This window comes from Streptomyces sp. NPDC037203 (genome assembly GCF_055605065.1).
Genome location: NZ_JBVJUC010000004.1, coordinates 293,512 through 311,800, shown reverse-complemented (window position 1 = coordinate 311,800; position 18,289 = coordinate 293,512). Strand labels below are relative to the sequence as shown.

Sequence of the window (18,289 nt, the reverse complement as noted above, 5' to 3'; positions counted from 1 at the left end):
GAGCTTCTAGCGCGGCGGTTCCGGGCGCGCCCTGCCCGGCTCGGGGAGCTGGTCCCGAGCGGCGCGGGCCACGAGGACGTCGCCGATGAACAGGTCGTACACCAGGACCCCGATGACGCCGCCGACCAGCGGACCCACGATGGGAATCCACCAGTAGTCGCTGAACACCCCGGCCAGGCTGCCCGGAAAGGCCAGGCTCCCCCAGCCCTCCGCGTAGGTGAGCAGGCGGGGGCCGAAGTCGCGGGCCGGGTTGATGGCGTAGCCCGCGTTGGCGCCGAAGGACATGCCGATGGCGGCCACGATGAAGCCGGTGATCAGCGGGGCGAGGTTGGACTGCACGGCCTGGTTGCGCAGGTCGATGATGGCCACGACGAACATCACCAGGAACGCCGTACCGACGATCTGGTCGATCAGCGGACCCCAGATCCCGCCGTGGAAGTACTGGGCGGGGAAGGTCGCGAAGATGGAGAACGTGGCGTTCGTGTGCCCGTTCACCTTGGGCCCGGTCGCGGCGGCGTCGTACGCGCCGATCGCCTGGTGGTAGACCAGGTACACCAGCGCCGCGCCGGTGAAGGCGCCGACCACCTGCGCGCACCAGTACGGCAGCACCTTGACCCAGGGGAAGCCCCGGCGCACCGCCATCGCGAGCGTCACGGCGGGATTGATGTGAGCGCCGCTGACGCCGCCGGCCACGTAGACGCCGAAGGTGACGGCCATCGCCCAGCCCCAGGTGACCAGCAGCCAGTCGCCGGCCGCGAGGAAGATCGTGGTGGGGGTGGCGGCGCGGCCCGAGCCGGGCAGCGCGGCGACGGCCATCGCGACGACGCCGCAGCCGAAGCAGATGAGGACGAACGTCCCGAGGAACTCCGCCAGGCACTCGCCCAGCAGGCCGCCTCTGGCCCGCAGTGTGGAGGGTTTGATCAGCGACGGATTCTCGACAGCCATGAATGGACCCCTTGGAGAGGAGCAAAACTGCCAACGTCCCCATATTGGCCCACAAAAGCCGCAGGCGCAGGGTGAGCCGAAAGGCCGTCATCCCTTCGCGTGAGCCGTCACCGGCTGTCGAGGTCGTCCGCGAAGTGCCGGAACCCGCGCCGCTCCCGGTGCATGCCCCAGAGCATCTCGGCGAGTACGGCGGGGTCCTTGCGGGCGTGGCCGGGGGTGATGGCGCCGGGCACGACGAGTTGCGCGACGTGGATGCCCTCGGCGGCGAGGCGTTCGTGCAGCAGATGCCCGTAGGCGCTCTGCGCGGCGAACGCGACGGAGGTGCCGGCGCGCTCGACGTGCGGCACGGCGGCGGTGCCCCCGTTCACGAACAGTATGGTTCCGCGCCCCAGCTCCCGCATTCCGGGCAGCACCTCCTGGACGGCGGCCACGGGCCCGTACACCGAGAATTCGACCGGCCCGGTCAGCTGCCGGGGCCCGGTCTCCAGGACGGGCCGCATGAAGTCCCGGTGCGGCACCGGGCTGTACTGGAGCACCTCGACGGGGCCCAGCTCCCGCGCGGCGTCGGCGAGGGCGCGGGTGAGCCGGTCCGGTTCGCGGACGTCGGCGGGGAAGGCGCGCGCGGTCACGCCGCCCCCGGCCAGCTCCCCGGCCAGCGCGTCCAGCCGGTCGCGGTCGCGGGCGACGAGGGCGATGTCGTACCCTTCGCGCCCGAACCGCCGGGCGACGGCGGCGCCGAGACCCGGTCCGGCGCCCACGATGGCGACAACGCTCACGTCCACCATCCGTACCGCACGCCGGGCCCGGCCGCATCCCGCGCCGGTCAGGCCATCCAGAAGAAGACGGCCGTCATGCGCTTCTCCGCCAGCGTGGTGCCGGTGTAACCGGTCGCGCTGTGCACCAGGTTGGCGTTGTAGAGCAGCAGGCGGTTGTACTTGTGCGGGACGCGCACGTCCTCCTCGAAGGCGTCCGGGGCGACGAAGCGGGTGCCCAGGGCCTCGACCAGGTTGGTGTGCGGGGCCTGCACGACGTTGCCGCCGAGCCGGCCGCCGGGCAGGTGCTGGCGGTAGAAGCTGGTGCCGCAGTCCTTGGGGACGCTCGGGTTGAGGTACAGCACGGCCGCGTACCGGCACAGCGCACGCGAGTCGGTGTGCGGACGTGGTTCGCTCTCGCCCGCGCCGACGACCTGCACGCAGTTGTGGTTGAGCGTGCCGCCGCCGGGCGCCTTCTGCACCCACAGCTCCTTGGCGCCGGTCGCCTTCCTCACCAGCCGCTCGATGACGGCGAGTTCGGCGGGTTCGAGCCCCGGCATGGCGCGCAGCCCCGGCCAGGTCTCGGAGGTGTACGGGTAGCCCTCGACCCAGTCGTCCTTGGCCAGGCACCGGGCGCGGACGGCGTCCACGTCGGGCAGGACGTCGTCCAGGACCCAGTAGTCGCGGCCCTTGGTGGGTTTGCGGTAGGGCAGCACGGGCAGCGCGCCCGGCGTGCGGGCCGCGGGCATCCCGGAAGGTGGCTGTGGGGGCATGCCGCGAATCTAGGCCCGCGTTCTCCCCGCCATCTCCCGAGGACGGGTCAACGTTTCCCCAACCGTGTGTCATGTACACCAAAGTCCGGCAACGGGACCGGTTCGACGCGACGGCGACGGAACCGGGCCGTCCGGCGAAGGGGCCGGCGACCGGCCCCTTCGCCCCGCCGGTCAGCCGAGCCAGACCGTCGTGTCCGGCGGCAGCCGCCCGTCCCCCGGCAGCGGTCCGCTGCTCAGCAGCACCTCGCCGGCCGGCAGCTCCACCGGCTGTGCCCCCAGGTTGGTGACGCACCGCCAGCCATCGCGGCGGCTGAAGTCCAGTACTCCCTCGGGGGAGTTCGCCGTCCACGTGAGCGATTCCCCGTCGAGCAGCTTGCGGCGCAGTCGCAGCGCGGTGCGGTACAGCTCCAGCGTCGAGCCCTCGACTCCCTGCTGCGCCTCGACGGCGTACGCCGCGAAGCCCGACGGCTGCGGCAGCCAGGCACCGCCGGGCCCGAAGCCGTACGACGGGCCGTCCACCGTCCACGGCAGCGGCACCCGGCATCCGTCCCGGCCCTTGCGGACATGCCCGGTCTGCTCCCAGATCGGGTCCTGGAGCACCTCGGTGGGCAGATCGGCGACCTCGGGCAGGCCCAGTTCCTCCCCCTGGTAGAGGTAGGAGGCACCGGGCAGCGCCAGCATCAGCAGGGTCGCGGCCCGCCCCCGGCGCAGTCCGGCCTCCGTGTCGATCTCGGGCGCCCGTCCGCCGGACAGCAGCCAGGCGCCGGGGTCGGTGCCGGGCGGGAGCATCAGCCGGGAGTGGTGGCGTACGACGTCGTGGTTGGAGAGCACCCAGGTGGCGGCGGCACCGGCGGTCCGCGCGGTGGCCAGCTCCTCGGTGATCACACGGCGCAGCTCATCCGCGTCCCAACCGGTCTCCAGGTATTCGAAGTTGAACGCCTGCCCGAGTTCGTCCGGGCGGGCGTACAGGGCGCGGCGGGGACCGGGGACCCAGGCCTCGGCGACGGCGCTGCGCGGTGGCCGGTAGGCGTCGAAGATCTTGCGCCAATCGCGGTAGATCTCGTGCACCTCGTCGCGGTCCCAGTAGGGGTGGTCGCCCGGCGCGACGCGGAGCAGGGCGGTCTCCCCGGTGGCGCCGAGGTCGCCGAGATCGCGCAGCGGCTCGGTCAGCTCCTTGGCCAGGCCGTGCGCCACGTCCACGCGGAAGCCGTCCACGCCCCGGTCGGCCCAGAACCGCAGGGTGGTGCGGAAGTCGGCGCGCACCTCCTCGTTGTCCCAGTTGAGGTCGGGCTGTTCGGCGGCGAACAGATGCAGGTACCACTCGCCGTCCGGCACCCGCCGCCAGGCGCTGCCACCGAAGACGGACTGCCAGTCGGAGGGCGGGAGTTCGCCGTGGGTGCCGCGTCCGGGGCGGAAGACGTACCGCTCGCGGGCGGCTGATCCGGGCCCGGCCCGCAACGCCTCCTGGAACCACGGGTGCTGGTGCGAGGTGTGGTTGGGCACGAGGTCCACCACGACCTTCAGGCCCAGCCGGTGCGCCTCGGCGACCAGGGCGTCGAAGTCGTCCAGGCTGCCCAGGCGCGGATCGACGTCCCGGTGGTCGGCGACGTCGTAGCCGCCGTCGGCGAGTTCGGACGGATAGAACGGGCTCAGCCACAGGGCGTCCACGCCGAGCGCCGCGAGGTGGTCCAGGCGCCGGGTGATGCCCTTGAGGTCCCCGAGCCCGTCCCCGTCGGCGTCGGCGAAGCTGCGCGGATACACCTGGTAGATGACGGCCTGCCGCCACCAGTCGGGGTTCCTGGAGGAGAGGTCTGCCATACGGGTTCCCTTCGGTACGACGGACGAAGCGGACGCGACGGACGCGACGTAGAGAATCTGTCCACATTGCCCGGAAAGCGAACCTTGGAAACCGGGTCCGGCGTCAGGGCCGCCCGACCGTCTCCAGGTACAGCCGCGCGTACCGGCGCGCGTCCACGTCCAACGCCACGTCGATCAGGGGCCGTTCGCGCTGCCCGTGATGGATCTCCGCCTCGCCCGGCCTCGGCCGCCGGTCGACGATCGTCTGCCCGCGTGCCGGGCCGGGCGCGAGGCTCACCTCGACGGGCAGCGCACGGGTGGTCAGGCCGCCCGGATCGGCGACCGCGCACATCGCTCCCGCGTCCCCGAGCCCGCCCGCCTCCTCCGCCTCGGGCGGCTCGCCCTGGGCGGCCGGGCGGTGGGCGAGCAGTTCCCCGGCCAGCCGCGCCCCGCGGTCCCCGCTCGCCCGCAGCCGCTCCACCTCCCCGGCGTCCACGATCACCTGCCGGAACACGTCCAGGCCGTACATCGTGATCGGCACCTGGGCGGTGAGCAGCACGGCCGCCGCCTCCGGGTCGTGCCAGACGTTGAACTCGGCGGCGGGCGTGGCGTTCCCGGTCCCGACGGCACCGCCCATGAAGACGATCCGCTCGATGTTGCGGGTCACCTCGGGGTGGGTGCGCAGCAGCAGCGCGATGTTGGTCAGCGGCGCGGTGGGGACCAGGGTGACCGGCCGGGGCGAGGCGAGGATCTCGCGGCGCAGCAGGGTGACCGCGTCCACGCCGGCGGCCCGGCGGGCCGGGGCGGGCAGCCCCAGGTCCCCCATGCCGTCCCTGCCGTGCACATGCGTGGCCGGCCGGGCGGGCTCCAGCAGCGGCCGCTCGGCCCCGCGCGCCACGGGGATCTCGGGCGCGCCGGCCTGGTCCAGCACGGTCAGCGTGTTCCGCACCACCCCGTCCACATCGGTGTTCCCGGCCACACAGGTCACCGCCCGCAGCTCGATGCCGGGGTGGCGCACGGCGAACAGCAGCGCGAGGGCGTCGTCGACTCCGGTGTCGCAGTCCATGATCACGGGCACGGGGCGGCCGGGCATGGGGGCTCCTTCGGGGCGCAGGGGCGCGGCTCGGGACGGCGGGCAGCAGGCGCGGGGGCGCGCCGGGACCAGACACTAGTTCAGGCAGGCGGAGCGGTCTCCGGCTCGTCCCACAGTTCGGTTCCCCTGGCCGCGACCCGCCCGGCGATCCGGTCCAGCAGCTCCGCCACCGGCAGCTCTCCGGGCCGCCGCCCGTCCCGCAGCCGTACGGCGGCCCGGTCCGCGGCCGCCTCTCGGGCGCCGACCACCGCCTGGTACGGCACCAGGCGCGCGGCGCGGATCCTGGCGCCCAGGGTGCCCTGACCGGGTCCGGGCGGTTCGGCGCGCAGGCCCCGCGCCAGGGCCTCCCGTACGACGGCCGCCGCCCGCTCCTCCTGCTCCGCGCCGACCGGCAGCACCACCAGCTGCACCGGCGCCAGCCAGGCGGGGAGGGCACCGGCGTGCGCCTCGACCAGGTGGGCCACGGCCCGCTCCACGCTGCCGATGACGCTGCGGTGGACCATCACGGGGCGGTGCTTCGCGCCGTCGGGCCCGGTGTAGCGCAGGCCGAAGCGGGCGGGCTGGTGGAGGTCGATCTGCACAGTGGAGAGGGTGGACTCGCGCCCCGCAGGGTCGGCGATCTGCACATCGATCTTGGGCCCGTAGAAGGCGGCCTCGCCCGGCGCCTCCTCGTACGCCACGCCCGACGCCTCCAGCGCCTCGCGCAGCAGCCCGGTGGCCCGGCGCCACAGCTCCGGATCGGCGATGTACTTGCCCCCCTCGCCGGGCAGGGAGAGCCGGTGGCGTAGGGCGCGGATGCCGAGGTCGGCGTGGGCGCGGGCGATCAGCTCCAGAGCGGCGCGGGCCTCCCCGACCGCCTGGTCCAGGGTGCAGAAGACATGGGCGTCGTTGAGCTGGATGGCGCGCACGCGGGTCAGTCCACCGAGGACGCCGGACGGCTCCGCGCGGTACATGGTGCCCAACTCGGCGATGCGGAGCGGCAGTTCGCGGTAGCTGCGGGAGCGGGAGCGGTAGACCAGGGCGTGGTGGGGGCAGAGGCTGGGCCGCAGCACGACCTCCTCGGAGCCCAGCCGCATCGGCGGGTACATGTCCTCGCGGTAGTGGTCCCAGTGCCCGGAGACCTCGTACAGCTCGCGTTTGCCGAGCGCGGGCGAGTACACGTGCCGGTACCCGGCCCGGCGTTCGGTCTCGCGGATGTACTCCTCCAGGGTGTGCCGCACCACCGCGCCGTCCGGCAGCCAGTACGGCAGGCCCGCGCCCATCAGCGGATCGGTGCCGAACAGGCCGAGTTCGCGGCCGAGGCGGCGGTGGTCGGGCAGCCGGTCGCCCGAGTGGTCGTCCAGGCGGTCGTGCACCTGATGGTTCAGGGGGTCGTTCACGGGGGCTCCTCCGTGGGAGGGGGCGACACCCCGTGACACGCCGAAGCTCCGGGGCGTTCGCCCCGGAGCTTCGGACAACAGATCGGATGTCAGCGCGCCGGGACGGTCTCCGGCGTCGTCGTGCCGCACGGGCACGAAACGGGGCACTGCTGGGCGTGCTGCATGGCCGGAAGGCTAGCGACACCGCCCCGCCCGCGCGACGGGATTTCCGGGCCCCGCCCAAGCGCTGCCACCCGCCTCACCCAGGGCGTTCCGCCCTCACCCGTCCGGCTCCCCGCGCTGGTGGGGCCGCCGGGGTGGTGGTGCCGTGGGAGGAGGCACCAGGGACGGGAGGCAGCGTGAGGTACGAGGGGATACGCCCGCGCGGACGCCTGCCGAGGTTCCTGACCGGGCTCGGGCTGCTCGGGATCGGGGGGTGCGCGGCGCTGACGCTGAAGCAGCCGGAGACGGCGCGGCAGCCGCTGCCGACGATCGACCGGCCGGCCGCGAGTTCGAAAGCCCCCGCCCGGCCCGACGGCTCCTCGCTCACCGACGCGCAGGCGCAGGCCGCGCTGATCGGCCAGAGCGACCTGGGTGCCGCCTGGACCGCGACGAGCGGCGCGGCGACCTGGCGGGACGGGATGCTGAAGGCGAGCACGTCGGCCGGTGAGTGCCAGAAGCTCCTCGACGCCCTCTACAGCGACCAGCTCCTCGGCGGCCCGGCCCGCGTGGCCGTCGGCCTGGACGATCCCGGCGCCGGCGCCCAGCTCCGCTACCAGATCGGCGCCCGCCGCCCGTCCGACGTGGACGCCACGCTGGACTGGCTGCACACGATGCCGGCGGACTGCGCCCGCTTCACGGCCGTCACCCAGCAGGACATCCAGGAGGACGTCCAGGTCACGGAGCTGGCCCTGCCCGAGGTCGGCGATGCCCGCCAGGGCCTGCACATCACCGTCTCCGCCACCACGAAGGACGACCAGGACATCCGCCTCACCCTGGACCTCGCCACGGTCCGCGTCGGCGACGACGCCTTCGCCTTCACCAACGGCGGCCTGGGCGACGTCCCCAACGACGCCACCCAGGCCGCCGTCCAGGTGGGCGCACTGCGCCTCGCGGACGTGCGCAGACAGGGGCGGGCGGAGGTGTAGGGACAGGGCGCGGGCGGGGCGGCTCGGACTTCCCCGGCGACCTCCCTCCCGTACACCGCGGCTGCCCCCGGCTGCCCCATCGGACCTTGCCGTTCGATGTGCGTTGCCTCTAGGTTGACGGTGGGTCGAATCCGCTTAATACGTCGCTGTCGTGTTGCGAGGTCGCCGTGTACGGACGTCCATCCGCTGCTTACGGACACTCCCCCGCGCGGAGGGCCCTCGCCGCCGCCGTGGCTGCCGCCTCGTCCCTGATACTCGCGGCCAACGCCGGTCCCGCCCGCGCCACGGCCCCCGCGGTCCCCGACACCCGGATCAGCGCCTCGGCCCCGGCGGCGGACGGCCGCTGACTCCGGATCACCTCGTCGGCCAGGGTGTTTCGTTCGGACCAGCCCGGCAAGATCCGAACGAGCGGCTCCGGGTGACGGAGGCCACAAGACTCGCGGGAAGCACCGGTACCGCAAATCCCACCACCGGCCTAGCCTGCCCGCATGACCTCCGCCACCCCCGCCTCCGCCGCCGCCCGCACCGCGCGGGACCTCACCGCCGACCTCCCGCTCACCGGTCTGGAGGACTTCTACCGGGACCTGCACCGGCATCCCGAACTGTCCCTGCGCGAACACCGCACCGCCGGGAAGCTCGCCGGGCGGCTCAGGGACGCCGGGTTCGAGACGGCCGAGGGCATCGGCGGCACCGGTGTCGTCGGACGGCTGGCCAACGGCGACGGACCCACCGTGCTGCTGCGCGCCGACATGGACGCGCTGCCCGTCACCGAGGCGACCGGGCTGCCGTACGCCTCCACCGTCGACGGTGTGATGCACGCCTGCGGGCACGACCTGCACGTCACCTGGCTGGCCGGGGCCGCCGCCGCCCTCGCCGCGGGCCGGGACACCTGGCGCGGCACCCTGCTGCTGGTCGGGCAGCCCGCCGAGGAGAGCGGACAGGGCGCCCGCGGGATGCTCGCCGACGGCCTGTACGAGCGCTTCGGCCGGCCCGACGCGCTGCTCGGCCAGCACGCCGTACCCGGCCCGGCGGGCGCGTACCCGCACGTGCCGGGACTGATCATGTCAGCGGCGACGGACGTGGACATCGTGGTGTACGGCCGGGGCGGCCACGGCTCGCGCCCCGAGGCGACCGTGGACCCGGTGGTGACCGCCGCCTACCTCGTCACCCGGCTCCAGACCGTGGTCTCGCGCGAGGTCGCCGCGGGCGAGTCCGCGGTCCTCACGGTGGGCCGCATCGAGGCGGGCACCCGGCACAACATCATCCCCGACGAGGCGCGCATCGCCCTGAACCTGCGCACCCAGTCCGAGGCGGTACGGCAGCGGATGCTGACCGCCATCCGCCGGATCGCGCGGGGCGAGTGCCTGGCCGCCGGCTGCCCCCGCGAGCCCGAGGTGACCATCGCCACCTCCTTCCCGCTGACGCTGAACGACGCGGCCACCGACACCGCCGTGGCCGCCGTGCACCGCGAACTCTTCGGCGCGGAAACGGTGTTCGACCCCGGCCCGGCGATGGGCAGCGAGGACTTCCCCGAGCTCGCCCTGGACGGCGCCATCCCCTACGCGTACTGGTTCATCACCACCACGCCCCACGACGTCTGGGACGAGGCCCCCGGCGACACCCTCCCGGAGAAGCTCACCGGCGTTCCCAGCAACCACAGCCCCCACTTCGCCCCGGACCTGGCCACCGTCGCCCCCGGCGTGCGCACCCTGGTGTCCGGGGCGCTGACACTCTTGCCGCAGGCATGACCTGGGCCCTCTCGTGTGGATCACGCCGCCGCTCGCGGGCCCTCGTCGTCACCAAGTAGCCCGCGAGCGGCGGCGGTTCAGGACTGCCGGAGCTGACTGAGCTGCCGCCGTACGTCCTCCAGCGCGCCCTGCCGGCGGCCCGGCACGCGGGCGCGCAACCGGGCGAGCGCGAGCCCGAGTTCGCGGGCGTGCGCCGCCTCCTCGATCCGCCCCCACTGGTGGTGCGCCCGGTCCACCGCGGCCTCCACCGCGGGCGCGTCCGCCGGCTGCCCGGCCGCGAGGCGGTGCTCGGCGACCTCCAGCCACCCCCGGCAGCTGCGCACCGGGTCCCCGGCGAACATCGCGAGATCGGCGCGCACCTCGGCCCAGTGCAGGGCGTCCTCGGAGGCCGGCCCCTGCTCGTCCGCGGCGGCCTCCTGGTACCGGGCGGCGATGGCGTCCGCCTCCTCGTGCCGCCCGGCCCGCACGGCGGTGCTGATCGCGGCATGGGGGTCGGCGGCGGGGGCGGCGGTTTCGGGGAGGGGGGTCCGGGGGGCGGGGGTGCCGGGCTGCGGGGGGATGCTCAGGGGGGTGCCCGGCTCCACGACCGCGGCCGGTTCCGTCGCCGCGCCCGGTTCCGTCGCCGCACCCGGTGCCGTCGCCGGGGCCGTACCCGTGCCGACGGGGCCGCCGTACGTCTGCCGCCCGCCCGCGACCGGCCCGGCCCCGAACGTCCCGCCGGGCGCGGGGTGCGGGATCGCCGGGTACGGCTGCGGGGCCTGGGCCGGAGCCTGGGCGGGGGCCAGCAGGATGTTGGTCGCGGTCTCCTCCGGGATGCGGGCGAGGGCCTGCTGGTGGAGGTCGTCCAGCGGGGGGCGGTGGCCGCTGCGCAGCAGGGTGGCCACCGTCTTCATGTACGACGGCTCGGCCGGCCCCCGGCGCCCGTGCGGCGGGGCGATCCGGCCGTAGACCGCGGTGGCGCGACCGCAGTCCAGCGGGTGTTCGTGCAGGTGCCGCCAGGTCTCCGGGTCCGCGTGCAGGTCGACCAGCAGGGCCGTCTGGCCGGGGGCGCGCAGCCGCAGTTCCTCGCGGATCCAGTGCCAGGGCAGCGCGGTGTAGCGGACCGTGGCCGGGGTGGTGCGGGCCAGTCCCAGATGCGGCAGCCGCTGCCGGCGGTCCAGATGCAGCTGGCCGGTGAGGAACACGGTGAGCGGTCCCGGCGCGGCCGCGGCGGCGCGCAGCCGGGTGAGGACGCCCTGGGGGTCCACGGGGTCCGCGAGCTCCACGACGTTGGCGGTGTCGGTGCCGGACAGCACGGTGGGGGCGACGGCGGCCAGCACCGGCAGCACCGCGGCCGCGTCCACCAGGCGCCCCCGGCCCAGCGGCGAGGCCGCGAGCAGCAGCACGGTTCCGGGCATGGTCCCTCCCCCTGTAGGCGCTGCGGTCCCTGCGGATCCGCTCTCTCCCGTCAGCACCGTAGCCGCTGTGACCCGCGGGCCGCGCCGCAGGCGGTGGATCAACCCCGTTCGGAGGGCCTGCCCGTCCCCCACGCACCCCATCCGCGGCCCAAGCCAGGAAGCCGCTGCGCCTCCGCCGCCGGCAGGAGCGCGGGGTCCCGGGGCTCCTCGTCCTCCGGAAGGCGGCGGACCGCGAAAGCGGTGGTGTCGTCGGCCAGCTGTCCACGGCTGTGCCGGAGCACGCCGTCGCGGACCCGGCGGACCAGGCGGCCGGGCTCGGCGCAGGCGGGGTCGGCGGCGACCGCCTCGCCGACGTCGCGGACCACGTCGTAGAACTCGCCCTTGCGGTCGCGGGCCTCCGTCACCCCGTCGGTGACCAGCAGCAGCGTCTCGTCCGGCGCGAGCGGCACCCGGTGCGTCGGCGGCAGCCCCCCGGTCAGATCGCTCAGGCCGAGCGGCACCCCGTCACCGCAGGGCAGCTCCCGCACCCCGTGCGGTCCGACCGCGAGCGGCGCCTCGTGCCCGAAGTTGATGATGTCGACCATGCCGGGGGCCTCGCGGGAGAAGGCGGCCAGCACCGCCGTGGCGAACCGCTCCCCGTCCTGGCTGCCGACCACGGCGGTGTGCATGCGGTGCCGGACGATCCGGGTCTCCAGGTGCTCGGCGACGGTCCGCAGGTCCTCCTCGAAATAGCCGGCCTCCCGGAAGCTGCCGAGCAGCGCGGCCGCCGCCTCCACCGCGCCGAGGCCCTTGCCCTGCACATCGCCGACGAGCACACGGGTGCCGTACGGACCGGGCTGGATGTCGTAGAAGTCGCCTCCGACCTGCGCCTCCACGTCCGCGGCGAGGTACACGCCCGCCTGTTCCACACCGGCCCAGCGCCTGGGCAGCGGCCGCAGCACCGCCCGTACCGTGGTCTCCGCGATGTCCTGCATGTGCAGCACGCGCCGCTCCCGCCGGGTGCGCACCACCGCCGCGAACACGGCCAGCACGCCGCCGAGGGCGACCAGCAGGAAGTCGGGCAGGCCCGCCCGGTACTGGTCGGGCCAGGCGTTGTCCACGAGGACGTACGTCACCAGGGACAGCGCCGCGAACCCGGCCGTCGTCCACACCCCGCAGACCGCGGAGGCGATGCCGGGCACCAGGACCACCCAGGAGACGAACCGGAAGTGCGCGCCGGTGTTGAGGTCCAGCACCGCGATGCCGACGAGCGTCAGCGAAGGCAGCAGCCACGCGTAGCCCCGTCCGCAGATCCGCGGCGGACGCAACCGCTGGTACCTCGTGCCGGTCACGGGGTCCGAGTCTCCAGCTTCGCCGTCGGCACACGCGCACCCGTGGCCCGTATGTGCGCCTCGGCCGGCCCGGAACCGCCGAAAACGCCGGGATTCCGGGCCCGGAGCCCCGGCCGACTTGCCGGGGCCTTCGGCCGGGTGTGCATTGGATAGCGGAACGGGGGCGAGGAGGAAGGAGTGCTCCCATGGCTCATGCGGCACCCACATCCGGCGGAATCCCCCGGCGCGCCCCGGCGCCCGAGGTGCGGGCCGGCACCTCCCCGGACCGGCGCCCGACACCCGACGTCCTCGGCGCCCGCACCCATCGCATCGCCCGGATCGCGGTCCCCGTCGTCCTGGCCCTGATCTACGGCTACTGGGTCGCGGCCATCAACCGCGCGGGCGGCCCCGTCACCGGCTGGAACCTGCTGCTCGGCTTCGCCAGCGCCCTCGTCTTCGCCGTGGTCTGCATCGCCCTGCTGGCGCTGGCCCCCCGGATGATCCGGGAGGTGCACGCACTGCTGTGGACGGCGTTCGTCGGCATCGCCTTCGGCTTCATCTACAGCCAGAGCGACCACTCGATCGTGCGGTCCCTCCTGATGTCCCTGCTGATCGCCGGGGCCACCTTCATCGCCTTCTTCTACCGGTACTACACCCGCGAGGACGCCTTCGGACGGCGGGTCCGCTGAGGCCGGGCGCGCTCCGCCGCCATCGCCCGAGCGGACGCACTCCGCTCGCGCACCGGCCCCGCGGGCCGTTGCCTGAGAGGGTGCCGCCACGTATGAGGAGCGCCCTGTCGGCCGTACTGATCACCCTGTCCTGCCTGCTCGTGCCGTTCGGCGCGCTGGCGCTGTGGGCGACGTACGGGCTCACCGACACGGGCCGGTACGTCACCACGATGGCCCCGCTCGCCACCGACCCGGACGTGCGGGAGGCGGTCGCGGACGCCGTCGGCGACAGCCTGCTCCGCGAGGCCGGCCACCGGCTGGACGCCGGCCCGCTGCAAGATCCCGTACGCCCCTTCGTGCACGACGCCGTGCGTTCCTTCACCCAGACACGGGCCTTCCGGCTCGCCTGGGACGCGGGCAACCGGGTCACCCACGACGCGGTGCTGCGGGCCCTGCGCGACGACCGCGACGAGGCGGCCGCCGAGCCGGTCACCGTGGACTTCGCCCCCGTCACCGCCCAGGTCAAACAGCAGCTCAGCGACGAGCACATACCGCTCGCCACCCGTATCCCGGTGCAGCACACGGCGGTCGCCGTGCTCCCGGCCGACGAACTGTCCTCGCTCCGAAAGGGGTTCCACGTGCTCGAAGTCGCCGGATTCTGGCTGCCGCTCGCGGCCGTGGTCTTCGCCGCCGCGGGGATCGCCCTGGCCGTGCGCCGCCGCCGGGCCATCGCCGCGACCGCGCTGGGCACCGCTCTCGGCGGCGCGCTGCTCGGGCTCGCGGTCGCCGTCGGCCGCACCCTGACCATCGCCGGCCTGCCCGCCGACGTGCCCCGCCCGGCCGCGGGAGCCGTCTACGACGCCCTGACCGGCACCCTGCGCACCGTCTCCTGGCTGCTGCTCGGCCTCGGCCTCACGGTGGCCCTCACCACCTGGCTGACCCGGAACCTGCGCCCCGGCCGCCTCGTGCGACGGCTGCGAGGACCGAAAGAGCCCGCGCCAGCTCCGGCTCAGGAACCGACCCGAGTCCAAGCCTGACCGCGTCCGGCGCCCCGCCGGGCCCCACCGCGAACGCCGTCCCCGGCGTGACGGCGATCCCCCGCTCCCGCGCCGCCGCCGCGAAGGTGTCGGCCCGCCACGGCGCCGGCAGCTGCCACCAGGCGAAGTACGCGGCCGGGTCCGACCGGACGGCGAATCCGTCCAGTTCCCCGGCCAGCAGCCGCCGGCGCCGCGCGGCGTCCCGCCGCTTGGCCGCCACCAGCCGCTCCACGGTTCCGTCGCCGATCCACCGCACCGCCGCCTCCAGCGCGAACCCGCCCGCGTTCCACCCCCCGGCCCTGATCGCCCGCGCCACGGCCTCGGTCCGGTCCTCGGGTACGACGACGAAGCCGGCGGTGAGTCCGGGCGCGACCCGCTTGGAGAGACCGTCGACCAGGTGGACGTGGCCGGGGGCGAGGGCCGCGAGCGGGGGTGCGCTCGTGCGGCCCGGCGGGTGGAGGAAGGACCAGACGCGGTCCTCGACCACCGGTATCCCCAGCCTGTGGACGGCGTCCGCCAGCTCGGCCCGGCGGCCCGCGCTCATGGTCAGCGTGGTCGGGTTGTGCAGGGTGGGCTGGAGGTAGAGGGCGGACAGGGGCGCGGCGCGGTGGGCGGCGGCGAGGGCGTCCGGCCGGGGGCCCTCCTCGTCCGTGCCGATCGGCACCAGGGTGTGGCCGAGCCGGACACCGATCTCCTTGACCATCGGATACGTCAGCGGTTCGACGCCGACACGGCCGCCGGGCCGGACCAGGGAGACGAGCGTGGCGGCGATCGCCTGCCGGGCGTTGCCGGTGAACAGGATCCGCTCCGGCTCGGCGCGCACCCCGTCTCGGGCGAGCAGCCCGGCGACCGCCTCCCGCGCGGCCGGCGTGCCCGCGACCGCGGCGGGCCGCAGCGTGTCCCCGAGCGCGTCGGACCGCGCGAGCGAGGCGAGGACCGGGCTCAGCATCTCCGACTGCCCGGGAAGGTAGGGATAGTTGAGCTCCAGGTTCACGGGCTCGGCGCCCGCCGCCTCGGTCAGGGCGCGCCCCGGCTGCCCGTCCGGCGCACCGGCCCGTACGAACGTGCCGCGGCCGACCTCGCCCACCACCAGCCCCCGGCGCACGAGTTCGGCGTACACCCGCCCCGCGGTGGAGGGGGCCAGCCCGTGCCGCCGCGCGAACGCCCGCTGCGGGGGCAGCCGCTGGCCCGGCCGCAGCCGCCCGCTCGCGATGTCGGCGGCTATCCGGTCGGCGATACGCCGGAAGTCGTTCACGGATCCCCCTGTCGCTCCCGTCCCGGATTGCACCGAGGGCAAAGATCTTATTGCACCGAGGAGTTGGGGCCCCTAGGGTCACCCGCATGCTCCCTTCCCTCGCTTACACCGACAAAGGCCCACGAACCACGCACCGGCTCCCTCTTCTCCTCCTCCACGGCCACCCCTTCGACCGCACGATGTGGGACCCGCAGGTGGCGCGGTTCTCGGCCGGGCGTCGGGTGATCGCCCCGGACCTGCGCGGCTACGGCGCCTCACCGGTGACGCCGGGCACGGTCCCCTTCGCCCGCCACGCCGCCGACCTGGCGGAACTCCTGGGCTTCCTGGGTGTGGACGCGTTCGTGGCGGTGGGGCTGTCGATGGGCGGCCAGATCGCGATGGAGTGCTGCGACCGGTTCGGCGACCGGGTCCGGGGCCTGGTCCTGGCCGACACCTCCGCCGCTCCGGAGACGGCCGAGGGGAAGCGGGTCCGGCGCGCGATGGCGGACCGGCTGCTCGCCGAGGGGATGCGGGGGTACGCCGACGAGGTGCTGGAACGGATGGTCGCGCCCTACGCCGACGCGCGGGTGAAGGCGCAGGTGCACGGCATGATGACGGCCACGCCGCCGGAGGGCGCCGCGGCCTCCCTGCGCGGCCGTGCCGAACGCCCCGACTACCGGCCGGTGCTGGCGCGCGTCTCCGCTCCGGCGCTGATCCTGGTCGGCGCCGACGACACCTACACGCCCGTCCCGGACGCCGAGGCCCTGGGCGCCGTGCTGCCGGACTCCGTCGTCGAGGTGGTCGAGGGCGCGGCGCATCTGCCGAATCTGGAACGCCCCGAGGAGTTCAACCGCGCGCTGGCGGCCTTCCTCCCCCGCGTGGACGGGACCGCGTAGGCAGGGACGCGGACCGGGCACCGCGGCCAGGGCCGCTAACCTTACGTGTCCGTCCTGGCCAGCGATTGACGGTGTCACCTCAGCGAAGGGTTGCACACATGGGCATTCTCACTCTCCTGCGAAACGCGTTCGGCCGCTCACGCAAACTCCGGGCCGCCGAGGCGGAGGGTGCGACGCCCCGACCGGCCCCGGCCACACCGGACACCCGCGAGCCGGCCCCGGTGATCCCCGAGCCCCGCGAGTCCCCGACCGCCGGGGAACACGACTTGGTGGCGGCCGCGTTCGACAAGGTACGGGTCCCGAAGCAGGCGGGGGAGCCCGAGGCCGACGGCAACCCTGGACACGAGACCGGGACCGAGGCTGCGGCGCCCCCGGCAACCGAGGCCGAGCCCCCGGCGACGACTGCCCCCGAACCGACCACCGACCCGGAGCCCGAGGCTGAACGGGCGGAGCCCGAGGTCGTGGCGGAGACCGAGGCCGAGGCTGCGGCTGAGGCCGAGGCGGAGATCGAGGCTGGGGCTGAGGCCGAGGCCGAGGCCGAGGCCGTGGCTGTGGCTGAGGCCGTGGCTGAGGTGCAGGCCGAGACCGAGGCGGACACGGAGCCCGAGCCGGAACCCGAGACCGGCAACGAGACGACGGTGCGAGGCCAGGCCGAGCCGGCCACCGAGCCGGAGCCCGAAGCCGAGCAGGCAGCGGCCGACGCCGATGTCGTGGCCGAGGTGCAGGCCGAGACCGAGGCGGACACGGAGCCCGAGCCGGAACCCGAGACTGAGCGGGTGGCGGCCGAGGTCGTGGCCGAGCCAGAGCTGGAAACCGGGACCAGCGCCGAGACGACGGCAGAGGGCGAAGCCGAGACGGAACCCGAAGCCGAGCGTGCAGCGGCTGAGGCCGAGCCCGAAGCGGCGGCCGAGGCGCGCCTCCAGCCGGAGACCGAGCCGGAACCCGAGCCTGGGATCGGGGCCGAGGCGGTAGCGGCCGGGGGTGAACCCGCGGTCGAGACCGAGGCGGATGTCCAGCCGGAGACCGACACCGGCGCTGAGCCCACCGCGCAGGCGGAGCCGGCGGCGGAGACCGAGTCCGACTCTCCTGAGCCCGCGGCGGAGCCGGAGCCTGTGCCGGTCGCCGTAGGGACGCACGAGGCCACCGACGGGCAGCCGGCAGCCGCGCCCGCGGACGAGGAGCCCTCGGACCTCCCGGCCCCGGCCGCGTCCACGGAGACCGCCGAGCAGTCCCCCGCACCGGCCACCGAGCCCACCGGACCCGAGCCGGAGGCAACGGCGGCGGCGCCCACCGCCCTCGCCGAGGGCCCCGACGACCCGCACGCCGCCGACGGCGAAGACGCGGACCACGCCCGCACCCCCGCGACCCCCCTCGCCGCGCTCAAGAAGAACGCCCCCACGCTCGCCACCGCCTACACCGCCGCCACCGACCCCCTCGCGAAGACCGACCTCACCGGCACCCGTGCCAAGCTCTACCTGGTGCTGGACCGCTCCGCGAGCATGCGGCCCTACTACAAGGACGGCTCCGCCCAGGCCCTCGCCGACCAGACGCTCGCCCTCGCCGCGCACCTGGACCCCGAGGCCACGGTCCACACCGTCTTCTTCTCCACCGAAGTGGACGGCACCACCGACCTCACCCTCACCCCGGACCACGCGACGCGGATCGACGACACCCACGCGGGCCTGGGCCGGATGGGCCGTACCAGCTACCACGCCGCCGTGGAAGCCGTACTGGCCCACTACGACGCCAACGTCGCCCCCGGCACCCCGGCCCTCGTCGTCTTCCAGACCGACGGCGCCCCCGACGCCAAGACCCCCGCGACCCAGGCCCTGACCGCCGCCGCGACGTCCCACCCCACGGTGTTCTTCTCCTTCGTCGCGTTCGGTGACACGGACAACAAGGCCTTCGACTACCTCCGCAAGCTGAAGACCCCCAACACCGCCTTCTTCCACGCGGGCCCCACCCCCCGCGAACTGACGGACACGGAACTCTACGAGGGCGTCCTCGCCACCTGGCGCCCGTAACCGCGGGACGTCCCGCCCGGTCACCGGCCGCCCCTTCCCACCCTGTAAAACGGGAAGCGGGCGGCCCACCCGTCTCGGCTACCATTTCAAGGTTCGTAAAACAACCCGA

The 18,289-nt window shown here is 74.7% G+C and carries 15 protein-coding genes; 6 read left to right on the top strand and 9 right to left on the bottom strand.

Annotation, left to right across the window (positions count from 1 at the left end; translation table 11 throughout):
* Positions 1 to 6: 6 nt before the first annotated feature.
* The 6 genes from ACZ7EC_RS14800 to thrS all read right to left on the bottom strand — a co-directional run bounded on the left by ACZ7EC_RS14800 (position 7) and on the right by thrS (position 6,679).
* Positions 7 to 945, bottom strand: coding sequence for an MIP/aquaporin family protein (locus tag ACZ7EC_RS14800; protein WP_471062530.1), 939 nt, complete (start codon positions 943 to 945; stop codon positions 7 to 9).
* Between the two features lie 107 nt (positions 946 to 1,052).
* Positions 1,053 to 1,730 carry an SDR family NAD(P)-dependent oxidoreductase gene (locus ACZ7EC_RS14795; RefSeq protein ID WP_471062529.1) on the bottom strand — a complete coding sequence of 226 codons (678 nt, stop codon included), beginning with the start codon at positions 1,728 to 1,730 and terminating at the stop codon, positions 1,053 to 1,055.
* Between the two features lie 38 nt (positions 1,731 to 1,768).
* Positions 1,769 to 2,470, bottom strand: coding sequence for a DUF6445 family protein (locus tag ACZ7EC_RS14790; protein WP_471062527.1), 702 nt, complete (start codon positions 2,468 to 2,470; stop codon positions 1,769 to 1,771).
* A gap of 171 nt (positions 2,471 to 2,641) precedes the next feature.
* The gene (locus tag ACZ7EC_RS14785; protein ID WP_471062525.1) at positions 2,642 to 4,288 is read right to left on the bottom strand and encodes a glycoside hydrolase family 13 protein; all 1,647 of its coding nucleotides are present in this window, start codon (positions 4,286 to 4,288) and stop codon (positions 2,642 to 2,644) included.
* 103 nt (positions 4,289 to 4,391) lie between these two features.
* On the bottom strand, positions 4,392 to 5,360 hold the full coding sequence (locus tag ACZ7EC_RS14780; RefSeq protein ID WP_471062523.1) for a nucleoside hydrolase: 969 nt from the start codon (positions 5,358 to 5,360) through the stop codon (positions 4,392 to 4,394).
* Between the two features lie 80 nt (positions 5,361 to 5,440).
* On the bottom strand, positions 5,441 to 6,679 hold the full coding sequence (gene thrS, locus ACZ7EC_RS14775; RefSeq protein WP_471062883.1) for a threonine--tRNA ligase: 1,239 nt from the start codon (positions 6,677 to 6,679) through the stop codon (positions 5,441 to 5,443).
* 398 nt (positions 6,680 to 7,077) lie between these two features.
* Here thrS and ACZ7EC_RS14770 point away from each other — a divergent pair, with 398 nt between their 5' ends.
* Together ACZ7EC_RS14770 and ACZ7EC_RS14765 are read left to right on the top strand one after the other, a co-directional pair.
* The gene (locus ACZ7EC_RS14770; RefSeq protein ID WP_471062521.1) at positions 7,078 to 7,866 is read left to right on the top strand and encodes a hypothetical protein; all 789 of its coding nucleotides are present in this window, start codon (positions 7,078 to 7,080) and stop codon (positions 7,864 to 7,866) included.
* Between the two features lie 488 nt (positions 7,867 to 8,354).
* A complete protein-coding gene (locus ACZ7EC_RS14765) occupies positions 8,355 to 9,614 on the top strand; it encodes an amidohydrolase (RefSeq protein ID WP_471062519.1) in 1,260 nt (419 codons plus the stop codon).
* 77 nt (positions 9,615 to 9,691) lie between these two features.
* On the opposite strand, the gene ACZ7EC_RS14760 is transcribed toward ACZ7EC_RS14765, so the two are convergent.
* Both ACZ7EC_RS14760 and ACZ7EC_RS14755 read right to left on the bottom strand, forming a co-directional pair.
* On the bottom strand, positions 9,692 to 11,011 hold the full coding sequence (locus tag ACZ7EC_RS14760) for a hypothetical protein (protein ID WP_471062517.1): 1,320 nt from the start codon (positions 11,009 to 11,011) through the stop codon (positions 9,692 to 9,694).
* A gap of 98 nt (positions 11,012 to 11,109) precedes the next feature.
* Positions 11,110 to 12,342 carry a PP2C family protein-serine/threonine phosphatase gene (locus tag ACZ7EC_RS14755; RefSeq protein ID WP_471062515.1) on the bottom strand — a complete coding sequence of 411 codons (1,233 nt, stop codon included), beginning with the start codon at positions 12,340 to 12,342 and terminating at the stop codon, positions 11,110 to 11,112.
* Between the two features lie 185 nt (positions 12,343 to 12,527).
* On the opposite strand from ACZ7EC_RS14755, the gene ACZ7EC_RS14750 reads away from it, so the two are divergent.
* Together ACZ7EC_RS14750 and ACZ7EC_RS14745 are read left to right on the top strand one after the other, a co-directional pair.
* A complete protein-coding gene (locus tag ACZ7EC_RS14750) occupies positions 12,528 to 13,010 on the top strand; it encodes a hypothetical protein (RefSeq protein WP_471062514.1) in 483 nt (160 codons plus the stop codon).
* A gap of 80 nt (positions 13,011 to 13,090) precedes the next feature.
* Positions 13,091 to 14,026 carry a hypothetical protein gene (locus ACZ7EC_RS14745; RefSeq protein WP_471062512.1) on the top strand — a complete coding sequence of 312 codons (936 nt, stop codon included), beginning with the start codon at positions 13,091 to 13,093 and terminating at the stop codon, positions 14,024 to 14,026.
* Here the strand turns inward: ACZ7EC_RS14745 and ACZ7EC_RS14740 are convergent.
* Entirely contained in the window at positions 13,914 to 15,281 is a 1,368-nt protein-coding gene (locus ACZ7EC_RS14740; RefSeq protein WP_471062510.1) for an aminotransferase-like domain-containing protein, read from the bottom strand. The genes ACZ7EC_RS14745 and ACZ7EC_RS14740 overlap by 113 nt on opposite strands.
* Before the next feature lie 86 nt (positions 15,282 to 15,367).
* Between ACZ7EC_RS14740 and ACZ7EC_RS14735 the strand changes: the two genes are divergently transcribed.
* Positions 15,368 to 16,156 (top strand): alpha/beta fold hydrolase, encoded by a 789-nt coding sequence (locus ACZ7EC_RS14735; protein ID WP_471062508.1) that lies wholly within the window; start codon positions 15,368 to 15,370, stop codon positions 16,154 to 16,156.
* A gap of 98 nt (positions 16,157 to 16,254) precedes the next feature.
* Positions 16,255 to 18,180 carry a VWA domain-containing protein gene (locus tag ACZ7EC_RS14730; protein ID WP_471062507.1) on the top strand — a complete coding sequence of 642 codons (1,926 nt, stop codon included), beginning with the start codon at positions 16,255 to 16,257 and terminating at the stop codon, positions 18,178 to 18,180.
* The last annotated feature ends 109 nt before the right edge of the window (positions 18,181 to 18,289 follow it).